The 22,149-nt window shown below is 53.0% G+C and carries 13 protein-coding genes and 1 pseudogene; 10 read left to right on the top strand and 4 right to left on the bottom strand.

All coding sequences use genetic code 11. The annotated features are described in order from the left end of the window. The first annotated feature begins 36 nt into the window (after nucleotides 1–36). The 7 genes from QE270_RS09685 to QE270_RS09655 all read left to right on the top strand — a co-directional run bounded on the left by QE270_RS09685 (nucleotide 37) and on the right by QE270_RS09655 (nucleotide 13,979). Nucleotides 37–1,686 (top strand): acetolactate synthase large subunit, encoded by a 1,650-nt coding sequence (locus QE270_RS09685; protein WP_300038691.1) that lies wholly within the window; start codon nucleotides 37–39, stop codon nucleotides 1,684–1,686. Further along, entirely contained in the window at nucleotides 1,683–3,119 is a 1,437-nt protein-coding gene (locus QE270_RS09680) for an aldehyde dehydrogenase family protein (RefSeq protein ID WP_300038688.1), read from the top strand. Before QE270_RS09685 ends, QE270_RS09680 begins: the two co-directional genes overlap by 4 nt. Before the next feature lie 83 nt (nucleotides 3,120–3,202). Beyond that, nucleotides 3,203–4,558: an NADP-specific glutamate dehydrogenase gene (gdhA, locus tag QE270_RS09675; RefSeq protein ID WP_300038685.1), complete on the top strand. Its 1,356-nt coding sequence runs from the start codon at nucleotides 3,203–3,205 to the stop codon at nucleotides 4,556–4,558. 208 nt (nucleotides 4,559–4,766) lie between these two features. Beyond that, entirely contained in the window at nucleotides 4,767–6,080 is a 1,314-nt protein-coding gene (locus tag QE270_RS09670) for a multiheme c-type cytochrome (protein WP_300038727.1), read from the top strand. A gap of 2 nt (nucleotides 6,081–6,082) precedes the next feature. Next, on the top strand, nucleotides 6,083–8,068 hold the full coding sequence (locus QE270_RS09665) for a heme-binding protein (protein ID WP_300038683.1): 1,986 nt from the start codon (nucleotides 6,083–6,085) through the stop codon (nucleotides 8,066–8,068). Next, nucleotides 8,065–9,975 (top strand): hypothetical protein, encoded by a 1,911-nt coding sequence (locus QE270_RS09660; RefSeq protein WP_300038680.1) that lies wholly within the window; start codon nucleotides 8,065–8,067, stop codon nucleotides 9,973–9,975. Before QE270_RS09665 ends, QE270_RS09660 begins: the two co-directional genes overlap by 4 nt. Beyond that, complete coding sequence (locus QE270_RS09655; protein ID WP_300038677.1) at nucleotides 9,975–13,979, top strand: multiheme c-type cytochrome; 4,005 nt, start codon at nucleotides 9,975–9,977, stop codon at nucleotides 13,977–13,979. Before QE270_RS09660 ends, QE270_RS09655 begins: the two co-directional genes overlap by 1 nt. Here the strand turns inward: QE270_RS09655 and QE270_RS09650 are convergent. The 4 genes from QE270_RS09650 to QE270_RS09635 are packed head-to-tail and all read right to left on the bottom strand — an operon-like array spanning nucleotide 13,972 to nucleotide 19,971. Then, nucleotides 13,972–14,820 (bottom strand): metallophosphoesterase, encoded by an 849-nt coding sequence (locus tag QE270_RS09650; RefSeq protein WP_300038674.1) that lies wholly within the window; start codon nucleotides 14,818–14,820, stop codon nucleotides 13,972–13,974. The genes QE270_RS09655 and QE270_RS09650 overlap by 8 nt on opposite strands. 15 nt (nucleotides 14,821–14,835) lie before the next feature. After that, a complete protein-coding gene (locus QE270_RS09645; RefSeq protein WP_300038671.1) occupies nucleotides 14,836–16,638 on the bottom strand; it encodes a cytochrome c3 family protein in 1,803 nt (600 codons plus the stop codon). A gap of 7 nt (nucleotides 16,639–16,645) precedes the next feature. Then, entirely contained in the window at nucleotides 16,646–17,521 is an 876-nt protein-coding gene (locus QE270_RS09640) for a hypothetical protein (protein WP_300038668.1), read from the bottom strand. Next, nucleotides 17,521–19,971 carry a cyclic nucleotide-binding domain-containing protein gene (locus QE270_RS09635; protein ID WP_300038665.1) on the bottom strand — a complete coding sequence of 817 codons (2,451 nt, stop codon included), beginning with the start codon at nucleotides 19,969–19,971 and terminating at the stop codon, nucleotides 17,521–17,523. The genes QE270_RS09640 and QE270_RS09635 overlap by 1 nt, the downstream gene beginning before the upstream one ends. Nucleotides 19,972–20,124: 153 nt before the next feature. On the opposite strand from QE270_RS09635, the pseudogene QE270_RS09630 reads away from it, so the two are divergent. The 3 genes and pseudogenes from QE270_RS09630 to QE270_RS09620 form a co-directional block, all read left to right on the top strand. Next, nucleotides 20,125–20,466: pseudogene (locus QE270_RS09630) on the top strand (hypothetical protein); the annotation flags it as partial. Nucleotides 20,467–20,481: 15 nt separating this feature from the next. After that, nucleotides 20,482–21,081, top strand: a complete 600-nt coding sequence (locus QE270_RS09625) for a hypothetical protein (protein ID WP_300038723.1) — start codon at nucleotides 20,482–20,484, stop codon at nucleotides 21,079–21,081. Between the two features lie 567 nt (nucleotides 21,082–21,648). Then, the coding region (locus QE270_RS09620; protein ID WP_300038662.1) for a hypothetical protein at nucleotides 21,649–22,149 on the top strand (501 nt) is incomplete at its 3' end.

Genomic DNA, 22,149 nt, shown 5'->3' with positions numbered 1-22,149 from the left:
TCACCCATTTCTGTCCCTTAATAGAATAGGCATATCATGACCCAAAAAGCCTCCGACTTGTTCATTGCTTGCCTCGAAGAAGAGGGTGTTGAATATATTTTTGGTGTTCCAGGAGAAGAAAATCTCGATTTCCTAGATAGCCTGTCACGCTCGAAGAAAATCAAGCTTATCCTTACGCGGCACGAGCAAGGTGCAGGCTTTATGGCCGCCACTTACGGACGACACACCGGCAAAACCGGCGTATGTTTGGCAACGCTTGGCCCGGGTGCAACCAATCTCGTAACAGCTGGGGCTTATGCCACGCTGGGCGGAATGCCAATGATGATGATTACCGGTCAAAAGCCGATCAAGAAATCAAAGCAGGGGCGTTTTCAGATTTTGGACGTCGTTGCCATGATGGGTCCGATTACTAAATATACCCATCAAATGGCCGCCTCTGACAATATACCGAGCCGCGTGCGTGAGGCATTCCGTTTGGCCGAGGAAGAAAAGCCCGGCGCGGTCCATATCGAACTGCCCGAAGATATTGCTGACGAACATACCGACGCCCTGCCCATCAAACGCAGCGTATCGCGCCGCCCCAGTGCCGACCCTAAAGCGGTCCGCGCCGCAGTCGAAGCGCTGGAAAATGCGAAATCGCCGGTGCTTGTTATTGGCGCTGGCGCCAACCGGACGATGACTGGCAGGATGTTGCTCCAATTTATCGAAAAGACCGGCATCCCGTTTCTGACGACCCAGTTGGGCAAGGGCGTGATTGATGAGCGTCATCCGAAATTTCTGGGCTGCGCAGCCTTGTCCGCGGGTGATTTTGTCCACCGCGCCGTCGAAGCTTCGGATTGCATCGTCAATGTCGGGCATGACGTCATCGAAAAGCCGCCTTTTTTCATGAAACCAGGCGGCGCCCAAGTCATTCATATCTCCAGCAAAACCGCCGAGGTAGACCCTGTCTATTTCCCCGGCATCGAAGTCATCGGCGATATTGCCAATGCAATCTGGCAAATGAAGGAGGACATCGTTCCTAGTGGCAGCTGGAACTGCGGCCATATGCTAGATTACCACAAGGCCGAGGTTGAACATACCGCTAGCCTCTCTGGCGACGCGCGGTTCCCGATTTTTCCGCCACATTTGGTGCAACAAGTGCGCGACGTGATGCCTGATGACGGCATCATCTGCCTCGATAATGGCGTCTATAAAATCTGGTTTGCACGGGGTTATTCAGCGCACCGACCAAACACTGTGCTGCTTGACAATGCGCTTGCCACAATGGGCGCAGGCCTGCCGTCTGCTATGATGTCAGCGATGGTCTATCCTGATCGTAAGGTTATGGCGATTTGCGGCGATGGCGGCTTCATGATGAATAGCCAAGAGATGGAAACTGCTGTCCGGCTTGGACTTAACATCACCGTCCTAATTCTTCGCGATGACAGCTATGGAATGATCCGGTGGAAGCAGGCGAATATGGGCTTTGCCGATTGGGGGCTAACCTACGGCAACCCCGATTTCGTCAAATATGCAGATAGCTATGGAGCCAAGGGACACCGCGTCGAAAGCGCGGCGCATCTAACCGAAGTGCTGAAGCACTGCCGTGATACGCCAGGTGTACATCTCATTGACTGCCCTGTCGATTACACGGAGAATGATCGTATCCTCAACGTGCAAATCAAAGAACTAAGCGCTGCATTATGAGCATGTTGAAAGACGCTTATCCGTTATATCTGAATAACAAGGCCGTTCAGTCGAACACCGACCTTGCTGTAACAGACAAGTATACCGGCGAAGTTGCTTTCCGGGTGGCCTTGGCCGACAGCAAGACAATTGATGCAGGAATTGCCGGAGCCGTAAAAGCGGCTGAGCCGATGGCGCAGATGGCCAGTTACGAACGCCAGAATGTCCTGACGCACTGTGTCTCTCGGTTCAAGGAACGCTTCGACGAACTGGCTTATGCGCTATGCGTCGAGGCAGGCAAGCCGATCAAGGACAGCGAAGGTGAAGTCACCCGGCTGATAGATACCTTCCGGATTGCGGCAGAAGAATCGGTCCGGATGACCGGCGAAGTTCAGCCGCTCGATATATCCCCGCGCGCTAAGGGTTATCAGGGCATGTGGAAGCGGGTGCCTATCGGCCCATGCAGCTTCATTTCACCGTTTAACTTTCCACTAAACTTAGCGGCACACAAGATCGCACCTGCCATCGCCGTTGGTTGTCCGTTTGTGATGAAGCCGGCCAGCCGGACACCACTGGGCGCCATCATCATGGGCGAAATACTTGCAGAGACAGATTTGCCGGAGGGGGCTTTTTCGATTCTTCCGGCCAGCCGTGACGGCGCAGATTTGTTCACCGAAGATGACCGGCTAAAACTGCTGTCGTTCACTGGATCTCCCGATGTGGGTTGGGCCTTGAAGGCCAAGGCGGGCAAGAAAAAGGTTGTTCTCGAACTGGGCGGCAATGCTGCGGTTATAATCGACGAAGATGCCGATCTCGACGATGCGCTGGAGCGCGTAATTTTCGGTGCATTTTATCAATCTGGGCAAAGCTGCATCGGGGTGCAGCGGATCATTATCCATGACAGCATCTACAACAAGTTCCGTGACATGCTGGTCGCGCGCGCGGGCAAACTGGTGTCTGGCAATCCGCATGATCGGGAGACTTTTATTGGTCCAATGATCGACGTTAAGGAAGCGGCGCGCCTTGATGGCTGGGTTCAGGAAGCGATCGCAGGCGGAGCGAAGCTGCTCTGTGGCGGAAAACGGGTTGGGGCAATGCTCGAGGCCACTTTGCTCGAAGACGTTCCACGCACGGCGAAGGCAAATCGCGAAGAAGCTTTCGGACCGCTTGCCATCTTGTCGCGCTTTACCGACTTCGATGCAGCGCTCGACGAAGTGAACGATAGCAAGTTCGGTTTACAGGCAGGCATCTTCACCCGGGACATTTTCAAATCGCTGGACGCTTGGGACCGTTTGGATGTTGGCGGCGTTGTGATCAATGATGTGCCAAGCTACCGCGTCGACAATATGCCTTATGGCGGCGTCAAAGATTCAGGTTTGGGCCGCGAAGGAATTCGTTTCGCAATGGAAGATATGACTGAAATCCGCAATTTGGTGATCCGTCGGCGCAAATAAGACATATGTGTTATAGTTAATCTGTCTCGCTGTCGCTTGATAGAAATTTACCGCTCAAATTCTAACGGAAGAGGACAAATATTATGGCATTTAATGATCATGTCGACCTACCCACATTCATGCAGGGCGTTAGCAAGCGCAACGCAGGGCAGACTGAATTTATCCAAGCGGTGCAGGAGGTTGCGGTAGATATCTTTGACTTTATGGAAGGCAAAGAACGCTATCACAAGGAGCAGATATTGCGGCGCATCGCCGAACCCGACCGGGTTATTTCATTCCGCGTTTGCTGGGAGGATGATAACGGCAACGTGCGGGTGCAGCGCGGCTGGCGTGTGCAGAACAATAATGCAATTGGACCATACAAAGGCGGTATCCGCTTTCACCCTTCGGTTACGGAGAGTGTACTCAAGTTTCTGGCTTTTGAACAGACCTTCAAGAACGCGCTCACCGGTCTGCCGATGGGCGGAGGCAAGGGTGGATCAAACTTCAACCCCAAGGGTAAAAGCGATCATGAAGTGATGCGCTTTTGCCAGTCTTTCATGACCGAGCTCTACCGCCATGTGGGGGCCGATGTCGATGTACCTGCTGGCGATATCGGTGTTGGTTCCCGCGAAATTGGCTATATGTTTGGGCAGTATAAGCGGATCACCAACCAGTTTACCGGCGTGTTGACCGGTAAGGGTCTGGAATATGGCGGTTCGTTGATCCGTACAGAGGCAACCGGCTATGGTGCGGTATATTTCCTCGCCAATATGCTTAAGACCAAGAATGACGATCTGGTCGGCAAAGTTGCTGTAATTTCAGGATCAGGCAACGTTGCAACCCACGCGGCCGAGAAGGTCACGATGCTGGGCGGCAAAGTGGTCACCTTGTCCGACAGTGCCGGTTTCATCCATGATCCTGATGGTATCACGCAAGAGAAAATCGACTGGATCAAACAACTTAAGAATGTGCGGCGCGGTCGGATTAGTGAATATGTAGATCAGTTCAAAGGGGCAACATATCATGAAGGCAAGCGTCCTTGGGGCGTCCCTTGTGACGTTGCGCTGCCTTGCGCGACACAGAATGAACTGCTCGGGGATGACGCCAGGGAATTGATCAAAAACGGCTGCATTGCGGTCAGCGAAGGTGCTAATATGCCTACAAACCTCGAAGGCGTCCACGTCTTCAAGGACGCAAAAATATTGTTTGCACCGGGGAAGGCAGCCAATGCGGGTGGCGTTGCGGTTTCTGGTCTGGAGATGAGCCAAAATTCAGGCCGCATCTCGTGGAAGGTAGAGCAGCTCCAGCAATTGCTGGTCGATATCATGGACGGCATTCATGGCAGCTGCGTCGAATATGGCCAGACCAAGGGTGGCTATTGCGACTATGTGCGGGGCGCAAATATCGCGGGCTTCAAAAAGGTGGCCGACGCCATGCTCGCATTTGGTGTAGTGTGATTGCAGCAGATTGGCAGCAAATAAAATTTGCTGCCAATCTGCTTGAATAATTGATCAAAGGACCGGATTGTCGTAACGAATGACTTAGGGTTGCGGCCTTACCGGTTTTAGAGGGAATCCAGGATCAATGGCAGAATTTGGGAAAAGCCGTGCTTTCTTGAAGGCTATGCCGGGTGTGCTACTTACGTTGTGCATCCTTGTTCTGCTTATGGCAGTTGTATTTCCAATTTTAGCCCCTGTGCGGGCCACAGGGGCTTCGGATAACACACATTTGGGCGTTGCCTCATGCGCTGGCTCAACCTGTCATGGCCGGTTGGAAGCCGATGGCACAGTGGTGCGGCAGGATGAGGTTTTGCGTTGGCAGGAACCCTCATCGCCTGCCGGAAAACATAGCCAAGCCTATTCCGCCTTATTGGGCAAACGCAGTGAGCAAATAGCCCGCAATTTGGGTATCGGCAAGGCGTCGTCTGCGCCGATGTGCCTTGGTTGTCACGCCACGCCAGCCACATCGCGGGGCAACACCTTTCAGTTAGCCGACGGTGTAGGTTGTGAGTCATGTCATGGCGGTGCTTCAAATTGGATTGCCAGCCATTACGCTGTTGGCGCAAGTCACTCCAATAATGTTGCGCGCGGATTGACACCGCTAGAAAATCCAAAGGTGCACGCAGCCGTATGTCTTGACTGCCATTTTGGAAGCGCCACCCAAGGGCAGTTTGTAAACCATCGGATCATGGCGGCAGGGCACCCGCGTATTTCTTTCGAACTCGACCTGTTTTCGTCTCTGCAGCAACATCATGATGAGGATACCGATTATGCGGCGCGCAAGGGGCGCACCGACCATGTGCAGCTATGGGCCGTTGGACAGGCGCTTGCGCTCAAACGCTCGCTTGATCTTTATGCGAGCGCCAGTCGTGGCACCGAGGGTGCATTTCCCGAATTCTATTTTTTTGATTGCCATAGCTGCCACCGTCGGATTTATGACCAAGCGGACGCAGTTAAGACTGGGGTAAATAATCCCGGACGGCCAATTCCGGAAGGCATGCCGCCATATAATGATGAAAACATGATCATGCTGTCGGCGGCTGCGCGGGTAACGGCACCAGCCTCGGCAGGGCAGTTCGATAAGGCAAGCAAGGATTTCCATGCAGCTTTGGCGCTCGACCGGAGCAGCGCAATCGCTGCGGCGCGGCGCTTATCCATCGCAGCAGATAATCTGGCAGATAATTTTGCATCGGGCAGTTTTGGCAGCGGCCAAGCTTTTGCAATCATCGAGACTATTGCAACCGAAGCCATTGCTGCGCGCCTGACAGACTATGAGGGATCGGTGCAAGCCGTTATGGCAGTTGATACGTTGCTAAGTGCACTCGTCCGGTCCGGCAACATCACGCAAGGTGCGGCAGCTGGCATCCGTGCCAATGTAAACCGCGCTTATAACGCGGTGCGTGATCCCAACGCCTATCGTCCGTCCGAATTTCGCAGTTCGATTGGTGCCGCGGCAAGTGCAGTCAGGTCGTTGCGATAAACATGCGTAAACAAATAACCGCAATCATTACGAGCTGTTCGCTCATATTGTCGTCCTGTGGCGGCGGCGGAAGCAGTGATGACGGAAACAGCACCGGCAACAGTGCACCGCCACCTTCGCCGCCGCCACCGTCCAGTGCGGCAAGACTATATAGCGATCCCGCGCCGGAATCGCTCTCGGTTGCAGATGTCGAACGCGTGATATCGCTCGCGGTGGCGGAGGCTCAGGCGCGTAACTTGCCTTCAACCATCGCGGTGGTGGACCGCGTTGGCAATGTACTCGGCGTGTTCGTTATGAACGGAGCGAATTTGGGCCTAAAGATCCCTGATGCGCCGGTGGGGGCTTCGTCCAATACCGATCTGCAAGGCTTAAATCTGCCCGCTCCGGCGGCGGTTGCCGGAGCCATCGCAAAGGCTATTACCGGCGCCTATCTGTCGAGCAGCGGCAACGCCTTTTCCACCCGCACGGCAAGCCAGATTGTCCAGCAGCATTTTCCACCGGCACCAACAACTGTGGGCCTTGAAAGCGGCCCATTATACGGCGTGCAATTCAGCCAACTCCCATGTTCTGACATGATGCAACGCTTTGGCAGCTTTGGTGCGGCAGCACTTATTGGACCCAAGCGTTCGCCGCTCGGGCTATCGGCAGATTCGGGCGGATTTCCGCTTTACAAAAACGGAGTAGTTGTTGGCGGCATCGGCGTGATGGGCGACGGCATTTATGGTTTCGACCCGAACATCTTGGATGTCGACAGTGATACTGAGGAATTTATCGCGCTGGCAGCCACGCAAGGGTTCGCGCCAGGTGAGGATATTAAGGCAGAGCGGATTAGCGTCGACGGAACGCTATTGCGCTATTCTGACGCGACGACGGCCGGATTGCGGGGCCGCACTGCGCAAAGCTTTGCGGCATTGAACGGTAGCGTCGGCAATTTGGCACGGGTGCCAGGTTATTCGAGCGGCAGCATAGTCGCCGGATCGGTTTTTGGTAGCGAAGCATCAGGCGTCCGTGCTGCCACTTCGGCGGAGTTTTCCAACCGCGACGCGTATATATTATCCGATGGATCGGGAACCAATCGTTTCCCGATACGCGCAGGAACCGACGCCGCGTCAGTTGCAACACCGCTCAGCATTGCCGAGGCGCGGGCGTTGTTGGAAGAGTCCTTCACTACAATGAGCCGTTCTCGCGGACAAATACGCCGCCCTAATGATAGTCGTGCACAAATGACGATCAGTCTGGTTGACACGCATGGCGCAGTGCTGGGCATTGTGCGCGGTCCTGATGCGCCAGTCTTTGGTACAGATGTTTCATTGCAAAAAGCGCGAACTGCCGCGTTTTTTTCCAACCCGCGCGCGGCATCCGATTTGGCAGCAAATGCCAGTCCACACGTTGGGACATTTCTTGGCAAAGCACGGACATTTTTCGGCAACAGCAATATTTTCACTGGCCAGCATGCTTGGACCACCCGCGCGATCAGCAATATTTCACGTCCCTATTTTCCTGACGGCGAAATTGGACGCCCTCCGGGACCATTTTCGCCTGACATTAACGGCTTTAATCCTTTTTCTACCGGACTTCAGTCCGCCTTGATTGCTGGAAACATTACTAGCCATGTTGGATTTTTGCTTGGCAGCAATCCAGATACCCCCGCGCGCTGCACAACAACGCCAGATATTGCGACCGGACAAAATCGATTGCAAAATGGAATCCAGATTTTCCCGGGATCTGTGCCGGTTTATCGCGGATCGACACTGGTTGGAGCAATTGGCGTTTCGGGGGACGGTATCGATCAGGACGATATGGCCGGTTTCTTAGGCGCCAATAACGCGGGTCTGCGCGTTGGCGGCATTGGGAATGCCCCTCCTGCCATACGCACCGATCAGATCGAAGTCACCGTGGGCGGAACAAAAATAAGGCTGCGCTATATAGGCTGCCCCTTCGCGCCATTTCTCGACACCAGCCTGCAAAATGTGTGTCAGGGTTTATGATGGTTGCTGCTGATCTGCCACCGATATCGACAGTCGCTGCAGTGGGTATCTATAATCCGTTCGCCTCACTCGGGGTATTTCTAGAGTCGTCTGCTGCGGCAGAGCGCGCAGTCAAGGCACCGCCACCAGAAGCTAAAGCCCCATTGCCAGAGGAGCCCAAAGGCGATCCGCTTGCGGATCCCGATAGTGGCATTATTGACGGCCGCAAGCGTCCTGGATATCAGCAGCGCCTGCCCGACAAAGTTACGCAAGATAATATCGGCGCGGTGCGTCCGCCGCCGCCTGAGGCATTTCCGACCGATGAGTTTCCGATCCCCGACAGGTGGCGCCTGATCCAGTCTTTGGGGCTGGTGAAGGAGCGTTGGTTAGACCCCTATAATCAGAACACGTATAAAGGTGACCGGCCAATCGATCCTGCGAAAGTTCCGTGGTTGCCCATTAAGGGCCACGATTGGTTTTTCGTTGCGAGCGCAGTTAGCGACACCGTTGTCGAGGCGCGCACTTTTCCGATCCCGGTGGGTGTCCAGACCACCGAGGGTCCCGGCAATCTGGATATTTTTGGCAAAGACGGCAGTGAGGTATATTCGCAGACGTTTATCCTTGGCGCCGCACTTATCAAGGGCCTGACCGCTTTCAAGCCGCCTGACATAGAATATCGCGTCGCGCTTGCCCTCAACGTCAATTATGTGAACGTACCGGAAAAACGCGTGCTGTTTGTTCAGCCATCCAAACCCTCGCACCGGCTTGACCATTTTCTGGGCTTGCAGGAATTGTTCGTTGATTATCACGTCCGAAACACGTCGGATCGTTATGACTTTGAATCAATACGCGTCGGCATCCAGCCCTTCCAAAGCGACTTTCGTGGATTTCTGTTCAATGATCAGCAGCTCGGCATCCGCTATTTTGGCAACCGCGACAACAATCGCTTCCAATTTAATCTCGCGGCATTCTGGCGACTGGAAAAGGACACCAATTCAGGTTTGAACAGCATTGTGCAGCGACCGCGCAATGACTGGGTTTTCATCGCCAATCTATATCGGCAGGATATGCCATTCCCCGGCCTAACCAGCCAAATTACAGCCGTATACAATATGAACCGCGAGAAAAATCGGGTCGAAATTGATGACAATGGCTTTCCGGTCAGACCTGCGTTGCTTGGCAATTTGCGCGGCCGGAATTACGACGTTGTCTATCTCGGCTATAATGCTGACGGCCGGATTGGACGGGTCAATCTAACCGCATCAATTTATGGCGCGCTCGGTACCGATGGTCAAAATTTCTTCACAGGCCAAAAGGGTAAAATTCGCGCCGGTTTTGCGGCTGCTGAGGCCAGCTACGACCTCGACTGGATGCGCTTCCGTCTGTCTGGTCTTTATGCAACTGGTGACCGTGACCCGTTCGATAAAAAAGAAACTGGCTTTGATGCTATTTTTGAAAATCCTATTTTTGCTGGAGCCGATACAAGCTACTGGATACGCCAAACAATTCCCTTTGCCGGCGGCGGTCGTGCAGTCAGCATCAACGGCCGTAACGGCATATTAAATTCGCTGCGCTCGTCCAAAGAACAAGGTCAGTCGAATTTCAACAATCCTGGCACGATATTGCTTGGGGCTGGGGCCGATTTTGATCTGACCCCGACGATGCGTCTGTCAGCAAACGCTAACTATCTGTGGTTCGAAAATACATCAAATCTGAGAGTACTCCGTTCTGAGGGCAGCATTCCAAAAGATATCGGTTGCGACCTGTCAGCAGCAGCGATATGGCGACCCAAAGCTACCCAAAATATCGTTTTTCGATTGTCGGCTGCAACGTTGTTACCCGGCAAAGGATTTAAAGACTTGTTTACCAATCGACCGCGCGACAAACAATATTACTCGCTGCTCGCGAACGTGATATTAACCTATTGATGCGCGCCGATTTTGCCTTGAACAGCAAACGGATTTGGACCGTCATTTTACTGCTGTTATGCTGCGTGTTTTCAGCGACATTGGCTTATGCTTCGGACAAGGAAAAGCCAGTTGAGCGCATCTACCCGACCTTTCCGCCTGCACCACGTACGCAAGAAGCTTCAGATGTGCTGGCAAAATCATCGGGCTGCTATTCATGTCACATCCAAACCGACGCGCCGACGATGCACAGCTCTCCAGCCGTGCAACTGGGTTGCGTTGATTGTCATGGTGGCGATCCGAAAGTCATGGGTAATTCCAATCTGAAACATGATGACCCTACCTATGTCGCAGCGCGTGACAAGGCACACGTCCTTCCCAAATATCCAAAAAGCTGGCATTTTCCTTCGTCTGCCAATCCCAAACGCAGCTACGCCTTGTTGAACCAGGAAAGCCCCGAGTTCATCCGGTTCAACAACCCGACTGATTATCGCGTCGTCCGAGAATCCTGCGGTGCCTGCCATATGGAAGTGATCGAAGCGGGAGAGCGTTCGATTATGGCATCTGGCGCGATGCTCTGGGGTGGGGCGGCGTATAACAACGGCATTTTACCCTACAAAAATTACGTCACTGGCGAGGCTTATACCAAGCACGGCGAACCGGCGAAAATTATGTCACCCGGAAGTCCTGTCGGCACAGTGACTGAGGAACAGAAAAAGCGTGGCGCGCTGGCCGAGCTTTATCCACTGCCGATGTGGACCGTAGTCCCTCCCGGCGATGTGTTCCGTGTATTCGAACGCGGCGGGCGCAATGTGAATACGCAGTTTGCCGAAGTTGGCCTACCAAACCCAACTGGCAGTATACAAAGGCTGGAAGAACCGGGGCGTCCCGATATCAAGCAATCCAATCGCGGTCCGGCTACCGGTTTGCGTGTTGCCATCCCCATTCTCAACATCCACAAAACGCGGCTCAACGATCCATTTATGTGGTTCATGGGCACGAATGACCAGCCGGGCGATTATCGCCATTCGGGCTGCGCCGCGTGTCATGTGATATATGCCAATGACCGCGAGCCGAGGCATAGTCTGGGCTATTCACAATATGGTAGGGATGGACAGACGCAGACGATTGATCCGACCATTGCCAATAAGATGGAGCCGGCAGATCATGATGACAAAGGCCATGGCGCTGTGAAAGAGCCCGGCCATGACGAAGGGCCGATAAAGGAAAAAGGCCACCCGCTTCGCCATATATTCACCCGCGCCATCCCAACATCGCAGTGCATGAATTGCCACATGCATCAGCCGAATATCTTCCTGAACAGCTATCTCGGCTACACGATGTGGGATTACGAATCCGATGCGCCTTCGATGTGGCCGCAGAAGCAGAAATATCCGACAGCCGCAGAAAAGTTCAAAGTTCTCGATCGCAATCCCGAGGCAGCTGCGCCCAAGGGCAAATGGTCTGATCTTGATTTCTTGCGCAATGTGTATGACCTCAATACCAACCTGAAGGATACACAGTTCGCCGACTATCACGGCCATGGCTGGAATTTCCGCGGCATCTTCAAGCGTGACCGCGAGGGCAATTTGCTTGATGCAGATGGCAAGATAGTGGCGCCGGACGATCCTGAAAAATGGCGCAAAAAGGGTGAAGGCAAATTTGTTGAACCTGGGGTAAATCCCGGCAAGACGGTGCATATGATGGATATTCATGCCGAAAAAGGGCTGCAATGCGCAGACTGCCATTTCGCGCAGGATAGCCATGGTAATGGATTGATCTATGCGGAGGTCGCCAATGCTGTCGAGATAGGCTGTAAGGATTGCCACGGCACCGCCGACGCCTACCCCACGCTGCTGACATCTGGTCCGGCTGCTCGTCCGCAAGGGGGGAATCTCGCGTTGCTCCGCAATGCCGATGGTCGCCGCCGTTTTGAATGGCTGTTTGAGCCCGATGGCAGTCGCAAGCTGATACAGAGATCCATCGTTGATCCCAAGCTGGAATGGGAAGTCAGCTTAGTTAAAGACAGCATGAACCCCGGCAGTGGGCATTTCAACGCTAAAGCGGCGCGTGCAAAACTTATGGGTCGCGTGGGCAAAGAAACTGGCGAGTACGATTATGGACTTGATGTCCCCTTAGATGAACGCGCCCACGGTGACGACAAAATGACATGCTTCACCTGCCACCTATCTTGGACCACGAGTTGCGGCGGATGCCATTTGCCAATTGAGGCCAATTGGAAAACAAAAACGCATAAATACGAGGAAGAAGAGACACGCAATTTCGCGACCTATAACCCGCAGGTTGCGCGTGAAGATATGTTCCAGCTCGGGCGGCATCAGACGACCAAGGGCAATATCATCGCACCCGTTCGCTCTACTTCTGCGCTGATCCTGTCGTCAACAAACGTCAACCGCGAGCGGATATACATTCAGCAGCCACCGATCAGTTCGATCGGATTTTCTAGCCAAGCATTCGCACCCCATTTTCCCCATACGGTGCGCAAAACCGAAACAAAACAGTGCACCGACTGCCATTTGTCTGCTTCCGGCGATAATAACGCAATCATGGCGCAATTGATGCTGCTTGGCACAAATTACGTGAACTTTGTGGGCTTAAACGCATGGGTTGGTCTGGGAGACGGGTTTGAAGCAGTGCGAGTGACTGAATGGGACGAGCCGCAGGCAGTGATAGGCTCGTATCTCCAACGCTATGCTTATCCAGATTTTTACAAGCTACACGTGGACCAAAATGGCCGCGAGCTTAAAAATTGGGTACGCGGCAACATACTCGACAAAAACCTTTCGGGTGAACCCAACGGCACAGAGGAATTCGCCAACATTGTTCAAGGCACCGGCGACAAAGTTGGCTGTCTGCAGCTGCGGGGCGAATACATGTATGTCGCCCAAGGCAATCGCGGATTTCAAGCTTATGACGTCGCGTCGATAGCTAACAAAGGGTTTTCCGATCGGATATTATCTGGTCCATTCTCCAAGCTGGGTCATAATACGCGGGTCAAATCTAAGAATGCGACGTGCATGGCGATGGCAACTAATCAGCCGATCAGTCCATTGCGCAACACGCCCGAAATGCGTGAAGCCAATCAGGAGCAGGCATTTCACCCGATTTATAATTTTGCGGTGATTACCGATAGCGTTGAAGGGCTTATCCTTGTCGATATCAACACCATGGCTGATGGTGAGTTCCGCAATAATTTCCTGAAACGTGCGGTGACTTGGAACGATCAAGGCGTGTTAAAAGGTGCACGGCACATCACGCTTGCCGGACATTATGCTTATGTTACCGCCGATGTCGGGCTGGTGGTGGTCGATCTGGATGACCCAATGCGACCAAAAACAACCGCCGTGATTGAAATGAACGATGCTCGCGCGTCAGCAATCCAGTTCCGCTATCTATGGGTCAGCGATGCGGAGGGTGTGAAGTTATTTGACGTGACCAAATTGGCTGAACCAGTTGCGGTGTCGGAAGGCACAATCGCGCTGGCAAACGCCCGCAAACTCTATGTCGCGCGCACCTATCTATATGTTGCCGGCAAGCAGGATGGCTTGGTTATCGTCAATGTCACAAAACCGAAAGCCCCATCGATATATCTCAAAGAAACATTTGGTGGGCAGTTGTCGGATGTCGAAGATGTTGTCGTGGGTTCCACAAACGCCTCGGCTTTCGCATATGTCGCGGACGGCAAAAACGGGATGAAGGTTATTCAGCTAACGTCGCCTTCGACCCAGCCTAATTATTATGGCTTCTCGCCTGCGCCAAAACCGGAACTGATTGCTTGGGCAAGAACGCCCTCGCCTGCTTATGCCATTTCCAAGGGTATAGACCGTGACCGTGCGGTAGATGAAACCGGAAGACAGATTGCGGTGTTTGGCCGACTGGGTTCGCGGCCGTTTACCCGGTCGGAAATGGAAAAGCTTTTCCTTAACAGCCTCGGCAAGCCCTATATGGTAACCGACGACGCGAAGGTCACCAACTGGCGGCCGCCCTTGAAGTTACCTAATTAGGGCGCTCGCCAATCAACTGTTTGATAAGCGGCTGTAAATAGGCATCATATTTAGCCAGCATGGCATGGTCGCCTGCGTTGTCAAAATGCGACACAAGTTCCCGTCCGTTCCAGAAGTGCAGCGCATAAGCGGGCTGATCGGCGATAATCATGGGCCGGTTGTCTGGCTTTTCCGGATCAATCGGGTTCAAGTCCAACGTCACTTGCGCCGCGGTTGAGGAACATATCGCAACTGCCGTCCCCTGCCACGGCACAGCAATGGATCTGTGGACATGGCCGCACATTATTCCCTTTATATTGGGAGCATCCTGAATGGCTTGAGTGAAGTTGCTAACCCATGGTTCTTCGGGATGAGTATTCATCCACGCAATACCGATTTCGACAGGGGGATGGTGCATGGCGATGATGGTTGGAGTATTGCGATCTTGGGCAAGTGTCGATCGAAGCCATTTGGTGCGCATGTCACAAAAAGCGCCGCCATGACGTCCCTCTTCCACCGTATCGAGCATTAGTATCCGCACACCGCGAACTTCCAATGCATATTGCACGAAACCATCTGCGACAGGAAGTTCAGGAAATTGCGCGCTAAAATTGCTTCGGATATCATGGTTACCAATACACATATGAACGGGAAAACTGCAGATGCTAAAAGCATTTGCCAACTGCCTGTAGCTTGCAGCATCGCCATGTTCAGTCAAATCACCTGTGGCAATGAGCAGGTCGGGTCGATTTGGACCATCGTTCAAATGCCGCAACACCTGATCAAGGCGCTGGCGGTTGAACTCGCCAGGATTACCCTTCTCAAAGCCCAAATGGATGTCCGTAACCTGAGCGATTAACACAGCAAATCCTTCATTCTATTTGCGTGCCTTGTCATTCTCTATTCTGGTTTTGCTAAGATCCCGTTTACGCGTCATATCAAATTTCGGTACCCATGGCGCACCATCATCTGCATGGAAACTATGGCACATTGCGCAACTTGATGGGACATCTGCGTTAGAAGCCTCACCGCCGTGGCAAGTTCGGCATGACTTAATGCCGGGCAGCAACAATTCACTGGCACTGCCTGATTGTTTTGCCGCGTGGCAAGATGAGCAGGTTTCAGTGTCATGCGCCGCATGGTCGAACCAGCCCTTCATCATATAGCGCGATGTTTGATAGACCTTTTGCACCTGCCAATTGTCTGATCCGGCAGGTGGCGTGATCACGGTATGGCAGTCATAGCATGCCCCACCCTTTGAAAAGACCGAGCGGATGGCGCTGTCAGCACGGCTGTAATTCACGCTTCCAAAATAAGCGTAATATGGCTGGCTGCGGGCATAATCGCCGGGACGCTTGCGTCCTTCCGTGACTTGCTGCGTACGCACACGGTAAGGGCCACCGGCTCGATAAAAGGCACGTATGTCTGCAACGACCATTTTTGGATCGCCGTGGCGCAGCGTTCGGACCGTGTCGCCGATCTTTTCAATACCCAGACTGTGACACATCGCGCAACTCTGCTCCATATCGATGGGCTGGAACTGAACACCATCGGGGGTCTTTACATGGCAATCCTTGCAATCAAGCGCCTGACCAAAACCAAATTGCTTGCCCATCCGCCCAGCCATACGCGCGACACCATTCGTCTTCGACAGATGCACATTGTGCGGGAATTTCAATCCGCTATCTTCCACTGGCTTTTGATCGAGCGATATCCGCTCCCGTTTCGGTGGAGAGCCGTTCGCTGTGATCACCTCTGGCTTGAATTGGGGATGCGCAGTGCCGAAATCACCCGCATTGGCAATCTTGGTGTCGGTCAGCCGCTTGTCCATATCGGTATGGCAGCTGCTGCAAAATTGCTGCTTGGTTTCTTCCATTGGTCCAGCGCCTTCATGCTCGGTATGGCATTCAACGCAGCGACCCTCGGGACGGTTAAAACCATCAGCGATTTTACGCGATATTTTTCCATCCCAATTCAGCGGAGCTTTGGCAAGCTTAAGCCTTTTGGGATCGGCATGGTCGTGGACATCGTCATGGCAAGCGACGCAGGAACTATCTGGCACCGCAACAAATGCTTCGGTATGGCAAGACTGGCAGTCCATTCCCAATCCGGCATGCGACGACGATAGCGACCCGCTGCTCCACAGACTGTCGGCATGAAAGCCCGCCGGACGCTTTTCCGCGTTTTGATAATTGTAAAATGTTTGGATGGGCCAAACCAGCAGTGCCAGAAGAATAATGATCGACAATGCCCAGGCCATTCGCCGTCTACCGGGCATTAGAGCCCGTAACGTGAATAGGCCAATTTCATCCTTTTCCTGGGTTGAGTCCGACAGCACTTCAATGCGCTCTGCGGTAATGACGACTACGGCATCTTCGACAGAAATGACCAACAAATGGCTGCCAAAGCGCAGCTCGGCGCCACCCGCCGGGTCAATAATCGCTTGCGACGTTTTACTACCGTCTACCTCAAAACCGTTCCCAGCGAGCGCCACAACATCAAGCTTGCCATTTTCCTGCAACGTCAGCCGGGCATGGCGCAGTTCAACGGCCAAATCGGCGAGGTGGATTTCGCACGACGCGTCACGGCCAATTATAATCTCACGCAAATCATGCGGATAAGCACGGATAATTTCCCGGCCATCGGAGGTGCGCGATATTTGGCGGATAAGAAAGCTCATGCTACAATCACCAGTAGAAAAAGACGCTAACGATATGGGCGACAAGCGCGGCAATGAGCGCGAATGTCAGCGGCACGTGCAAATAGAGCCATATTTCGAGCATGGACTTTAACTGCAAATGCTTTCGTGTCCGCGCTAGGATCGCCCTTTTGCGTCCCAAAAGCGAGCCCACTTTCTCCAACGGATCATCCTTGTCCCCCGGCTGACTTCCCATAATAAGCAGAATTTCGTCATGCGCCTTGCGCGTCTTGCAGGCCGGGTAGCGATTGGCCATCCTGCGGATAATGCCGCCACCAAACGGATCTTGGTCGAGCGAACTTCGCACAAGTTCGGCATGGTTTTGATCAAGCGGTTGCGCCGCGTCATGAAGCTGCCGGTCAATCGACCGCAAAGAAGCAAGCATTTGTGCCTCGGTCGTCTGGTCGCGATTGGCGCTCATAACCTTTGGCAAGGTTGCGTAGACGGAAATCCCCCAGACACCCGACAAGATAACAATCATCATCAGTACGTAAGCGAGTGTGTGGACGTTCCATCCAAGTTGGAACCCTGTGTGCAGCGTCCCGATCACAATCAGGCTAAGCCCAAGATAGACATGCGCCGAAGTCCATGCCTTTAGGGACCAATGGCCGCGCGACATCTTGCGTTTGCGAATACCTATTAGACTGAGCCACAAGATTATCAGGACGCCAATAGTACCCAATGTGTAGCCGAGCCAGCTGCCGCCATTGTGGCGCGGCTGGACATCAATCAAAAGATAACTGACTATCGCCAAGAGCGAAATTATCGTTGCGATTTTTAGCCAGCGAAAATTCTCGTGGCGCAAAAACCCCTCATGCGTCCCGTCGCTCCGCACCCGCCCGGACTGTGCTGCCTGCCGAGCCATCAGCCGCCCTCGCCTTCAAGTCTGGCGACCGTCAGGAACTTCTCGGGAGACACGCGTATCGCTGCGCCAGTGGGGCAGGCCCTCACACAAGCAGGACCACCATCAATGCCAGAACACATATCGCACTTAATTGCTTTCTTGGGCTTAGCGACATTGGGGTCAGCATTTTTATAAGACCATTTCTTACTTGGCTCGCCTGGCCCCGGCCCCATACCCAACATCATCCAACTTAGTAATCCGGGCTTTTTTGGTGGCTCGGCTTCCATCCGGATAACGCCGTAAGGGCAGTTGCGCTGGCAATTGCCACACCCAATGCAGGTGTCGTCAATGAATACCTCGCCATCGGGACCGCGGTGAATGGCATTGGGAGGGCAATCTGCCATACAATGCGGATGTTCGCAGTGACGACATGACGTTGGCACATGAAGATGCGCATACGTTCGGCCCGCCTCGCGGTCTAAGCGTGACAAACCCTCATGACTGTCGGCACAAGCTTTTTCACAGTTATCGCAACCAACGCATAGAGTTTCGTCTATCAACAGCACATCGGTTGCTTCACCCATTCCGTTCTCAACGAGGAAATTGGCAACGTTGGAATACATATCGACGACGCTGGAGAAACTATCTTTCTTGGCTTCGATAAATGCGTTGAGGTCTTGGCGCGATGCCATGTCGGATTTGATCCGCGCCAGCAGTTGCGGTTTCATCTCCAGCAGTGCTTTGAACGCAGCGCCGTCGAGTTTGATGACTTCGGATTTGACCGCTGCTTTAACAGTGGCGGTTCGGCGGGTATTCCCGATCAGCGCCATTTCGCCGACATAGGACCCCGCAGGAAGATAGGACAAAAATACCTGTTTTCCGGCGACCTTCTTTTCAACGATCATAGAGCCTTGACGGATAATGAAAATGTCATCGCCTTCATCACCTTCGGTAATTACCGGCTTGCCTGCACTCACTGTCTGGATTTCGCTATTGTCCAATACTTCGGTCAAATCTGACGAAACAAGTCCGGACCCGAAAAGCTGGAGCAATTGGCGTTCGGTTGCGATGCGTTCAATTGCACGCTTGGCGGCGGGCACCGAACTCTGCAGCTTCAGCGCGGCAGTGCGCGAGATTTCGACGCAGATAGAATCCTCGCCAGCGCGGATCGTAGCCCCGCGCCGCCGACCCGAAATCAATCCGACTTCGCCAAAGATTGAGCCGGTGTTTATAGGAACAATTTTGGTCGGATCATTTGCGTCGATCAATACCTCGACCGAACCGCTAGCGATGGAAAACAACGATGACCCGGGATCGTTACGTTCAAAAATCGTTTCTCCGGCTCGGTACAACCGCGCTTCGGAATCAAGCATAAACTCGCGCATTTGCAAAGGCGTAAGGCCGTTCAATATCGTGATATTGGACCGAAGAAATTCAAGCCATTCCTCGACACTTTTGCGACCCGGTAAATCTTTAAACTTGGCCTCAAGAATTGGCTCATCTGCTGGCTTCAATGCATTATTGCCATTGATGAATTCAACAACATCATAGCCTTGGTTCATGCAATGCTTAATCAGCGGATAGCCTGCCAGAGCGCCGATTACGTAGATGCCCTGCTTAGTTGATTCAAAGGAAGGCGACAATTTTGGAAATGCAACGCGGTCTTCGCTTGTAAACTCCACCCCGCAACTCTCGATGAATTTACGCGGCGGTGCCGACCCCATACGCGCGATAATCCGATCGCACTTCACCTTTGCTTCGCCGTCTGGCGTATCATATGTGATAAATCCAGGCTCAACCAGCGTGGGCGTTGTGCCCGTCCGCACAATCACCCGACCGGTATCGCGCGCAGCGATTAAGGCTTTAATATTGGCATCTTTGGCGGTGGTAAATTCTGCGTTCCGGTTGACAATTGTAACCGTGTTGCGTTGCTCAGGATCCGCCGCGAGACCCAGCGCGTTCTCTATACCGGCGTCACCCGCGCCGATCACGGCGATATGTTCGTCGATATAGGCGCCGGGGTCATCAAGTGTATATTGGATATGGGATAACCCGCCGCCATCGCAACGCATCAAATTGGGGTTCCCTTGCGTCCCGATGGCAAGAATGACGGTTTCCGCTTCGATGACGGCGCCGTCGGTCATCTGCAAACTGAAACTGCCCTGCTCTCCTTCAATCGCTTTGACCTCTGAATGGTAGCGGACGTTCACCTTGTGGTCGCCGGTTTGACTGTCCCAAGTATCAAGTATGAATTCACGCTTCCCTGCGTCAAAGTCGACATCGGACCGCAGGACCAGTTGGCTGGGCGTAGCCATCACATGCTTGCCCTTTTGATACTTATATATCGTGTCGGAGAGGTGATCAGTCTTTTCAAGCAACACATGCGTCAGACCTAAGACAGCGGCGCGCGAAGCAGCACTCAATCCGGCCGGACCAGACCCAATGATTGCAACGCGATATTGTGTTGTCACGCCCTTATTCCCCCATCATGACTAAACTGGCAAATTTACCCTCGGACGAGGAAGCGATTCTTAACCTACTTAATTTCAATTTGCTTATTAACGATACTTTACCAACTCTTACAGATAGTGCTATCCCTTATTTGATTTTAAATTAGGAAGTTTATGACCGAAACAGTTGAAACATCGAAAATTCCACGGGCCGTTCTCTTGGGCGCCCTCGTCATTTTCATTATAGCCATTGCCTTCGGCGTATCACGCAACTTTGGCAGCGAAGGCACACCAAACACTGCTCTGGATGTAAAGGACATTAGTGCCAATGCAGCCGGACCTGATGCCGTAATCGCGTCGCTGGAAGAACGAACGCGAAAGGATCCAGGTGATGTAGAGGCATGGCAGTTACTCGGATGGTCTTATTTCGAAAATGGCAGATATCTGGATTCGGCCAATGCCTACGGAAAGGCAACGAAACTAGAACCGGCTCGCGCAGTATATTGGTCATCGCTTGGAGAGGCTTTGGTTATGGCCGACGAACGCAATCCGATGCCAAAAGCAGCCAAAGCGGCTTTTGATAAAGCGATAATACTTGACCCAAAAGATCCGCGATCCCGCTATTTTCTTGCCGTCAGTAAAGATTTGGATGGCGATCACAAAGGCGCGATCAATGATTGGCTGGAGTTATTGAAAGACACTCCGAAGGATGCTCCTTGGGAAAGCGACCTTATCCGGACCGTCGAGCAAGTCGGAAAAATTCACAAAATCGATATTACAGAAAGTTTGGCAAGCACGCAAAAAATACGGGCAAGCGACTTATCAGGGACCCTAAAAAGTATTGCGGCAGCACCAATACCTGGACCGAGCAAAACAGATATGGCGCAAGCGGCCAAGCTGCCTCCCGGCCAACAACAGCAAATGGTGACCTCAATGGTGGAGGGGCTGGAAGCCAAGCTAGCCAAAAATCCTAAAAACGTGGATGGTTGGATCATGCTGATGCGTAGCCGCATGACATTGGGTGAAACGGCGAAGGCAAAGGCGGCACTGACAAAGTCGGTCGCGTCAAACCCCGAATCACGAACCAAGCTACTGAAAGAAGCCCAAATACTTGGTGTTCCAGGAACGTAAGTTCGGCGGGTCAGCCGGCAATTCTGGTTAGCTCCGTTCGGCAACGGTCTCCGCGACAACATTAGATGAAAGTGCTCGCAACATGCGGCATCGACGAAATTATCTCGACCTTTACTTCGCGACAGGCGTGCATGTGACCCGTACGTAATTTTTGCAGATAATCGAGCCGGATGGGCGTGTTCAACAAGATCTTTGCTGGCCCGGCGCCAAACACAGGCAAAGCAGATCAGTTGGTGATTGATGCTACCCACCCCAAGGCGCGGGGAACGGCTACTAACCAAAAAATGCCCGCTTCCTGGGGAAAAGGCGGGCTGAACTGCAAGCTACACGCCGTGTGCGATGGCCTTAAAGAAATCCTAAGCCTAGTGATTATAGGCCTTAAGCGGATAGCCAAGCCTCAATCGAGGCTTTTTGTTAGTAGTGGCTAGTGCCTTTTTTTTACAACCCTTTACAGAATACGGCCACTCAAGTACTTAGGCTAAACGCGGGTTATAGCAAACTCTCCAACGATTGCTTGAAAGTGAAATGTTTATATTTTTTCGATTATTTCTCTCCGCATTCTTAATTGTGGGTGTAAATTTTGCTGCGCGCGCGGTGAATGCAACGGCGGAGTTGGAAACGCTATCGGGAGAAAAATGCGAACTTAAGGGAGCGGCCCCACAATCGCAGAGCAGTGTCTTTGTTGATGACAGTCAGCTGCTGTGTGGAGAGTTGGTGGTTGGCAGGGTTGCACGCCTGCTGTTTTCCGAAAATAGTAAAGATAGCGACAAGCAACAGCTTGAGCGCGCCTTTAGTGCAGCAAAGTCAGAAATGCTAATCAATGCCCAATTGAACTGCGAACCAGAGCGATACTTGCCGCGCGATGGTGAAATTGTTCTCGCCCTGCCGTGCCGAAGTTCGACCGATGGTTGGCCAACCTTACTTCTAGCTCAGATCGGCGGTGGAACGCTGAACATCGTTCAAGGACCTGCGTCGGCCTATCCGGCCCTGTTGTCGGCACTTGGCCTGCGAAACGATGCAAGCCGCACCCTTCTAGCCGCCGAAGTCCGGGCTCTGTGGTCGGCGCCC

The organism is Sphingorhabdus sp. (genome assembly GCF_029865925.1).
In the GTDB taxonomy this organism is placed as follows: Bacteria; Pseudomonadota; Alphaproteobacteria; order Sphingomonadales; family Sphingomonadaceae; genus Sphingorhabdus_B.
The sequence above is the reverse complement of the archived record's forward strand: the minus strand, read 5'-3'. Positions and strand labels throughout refer to the sequence as shown.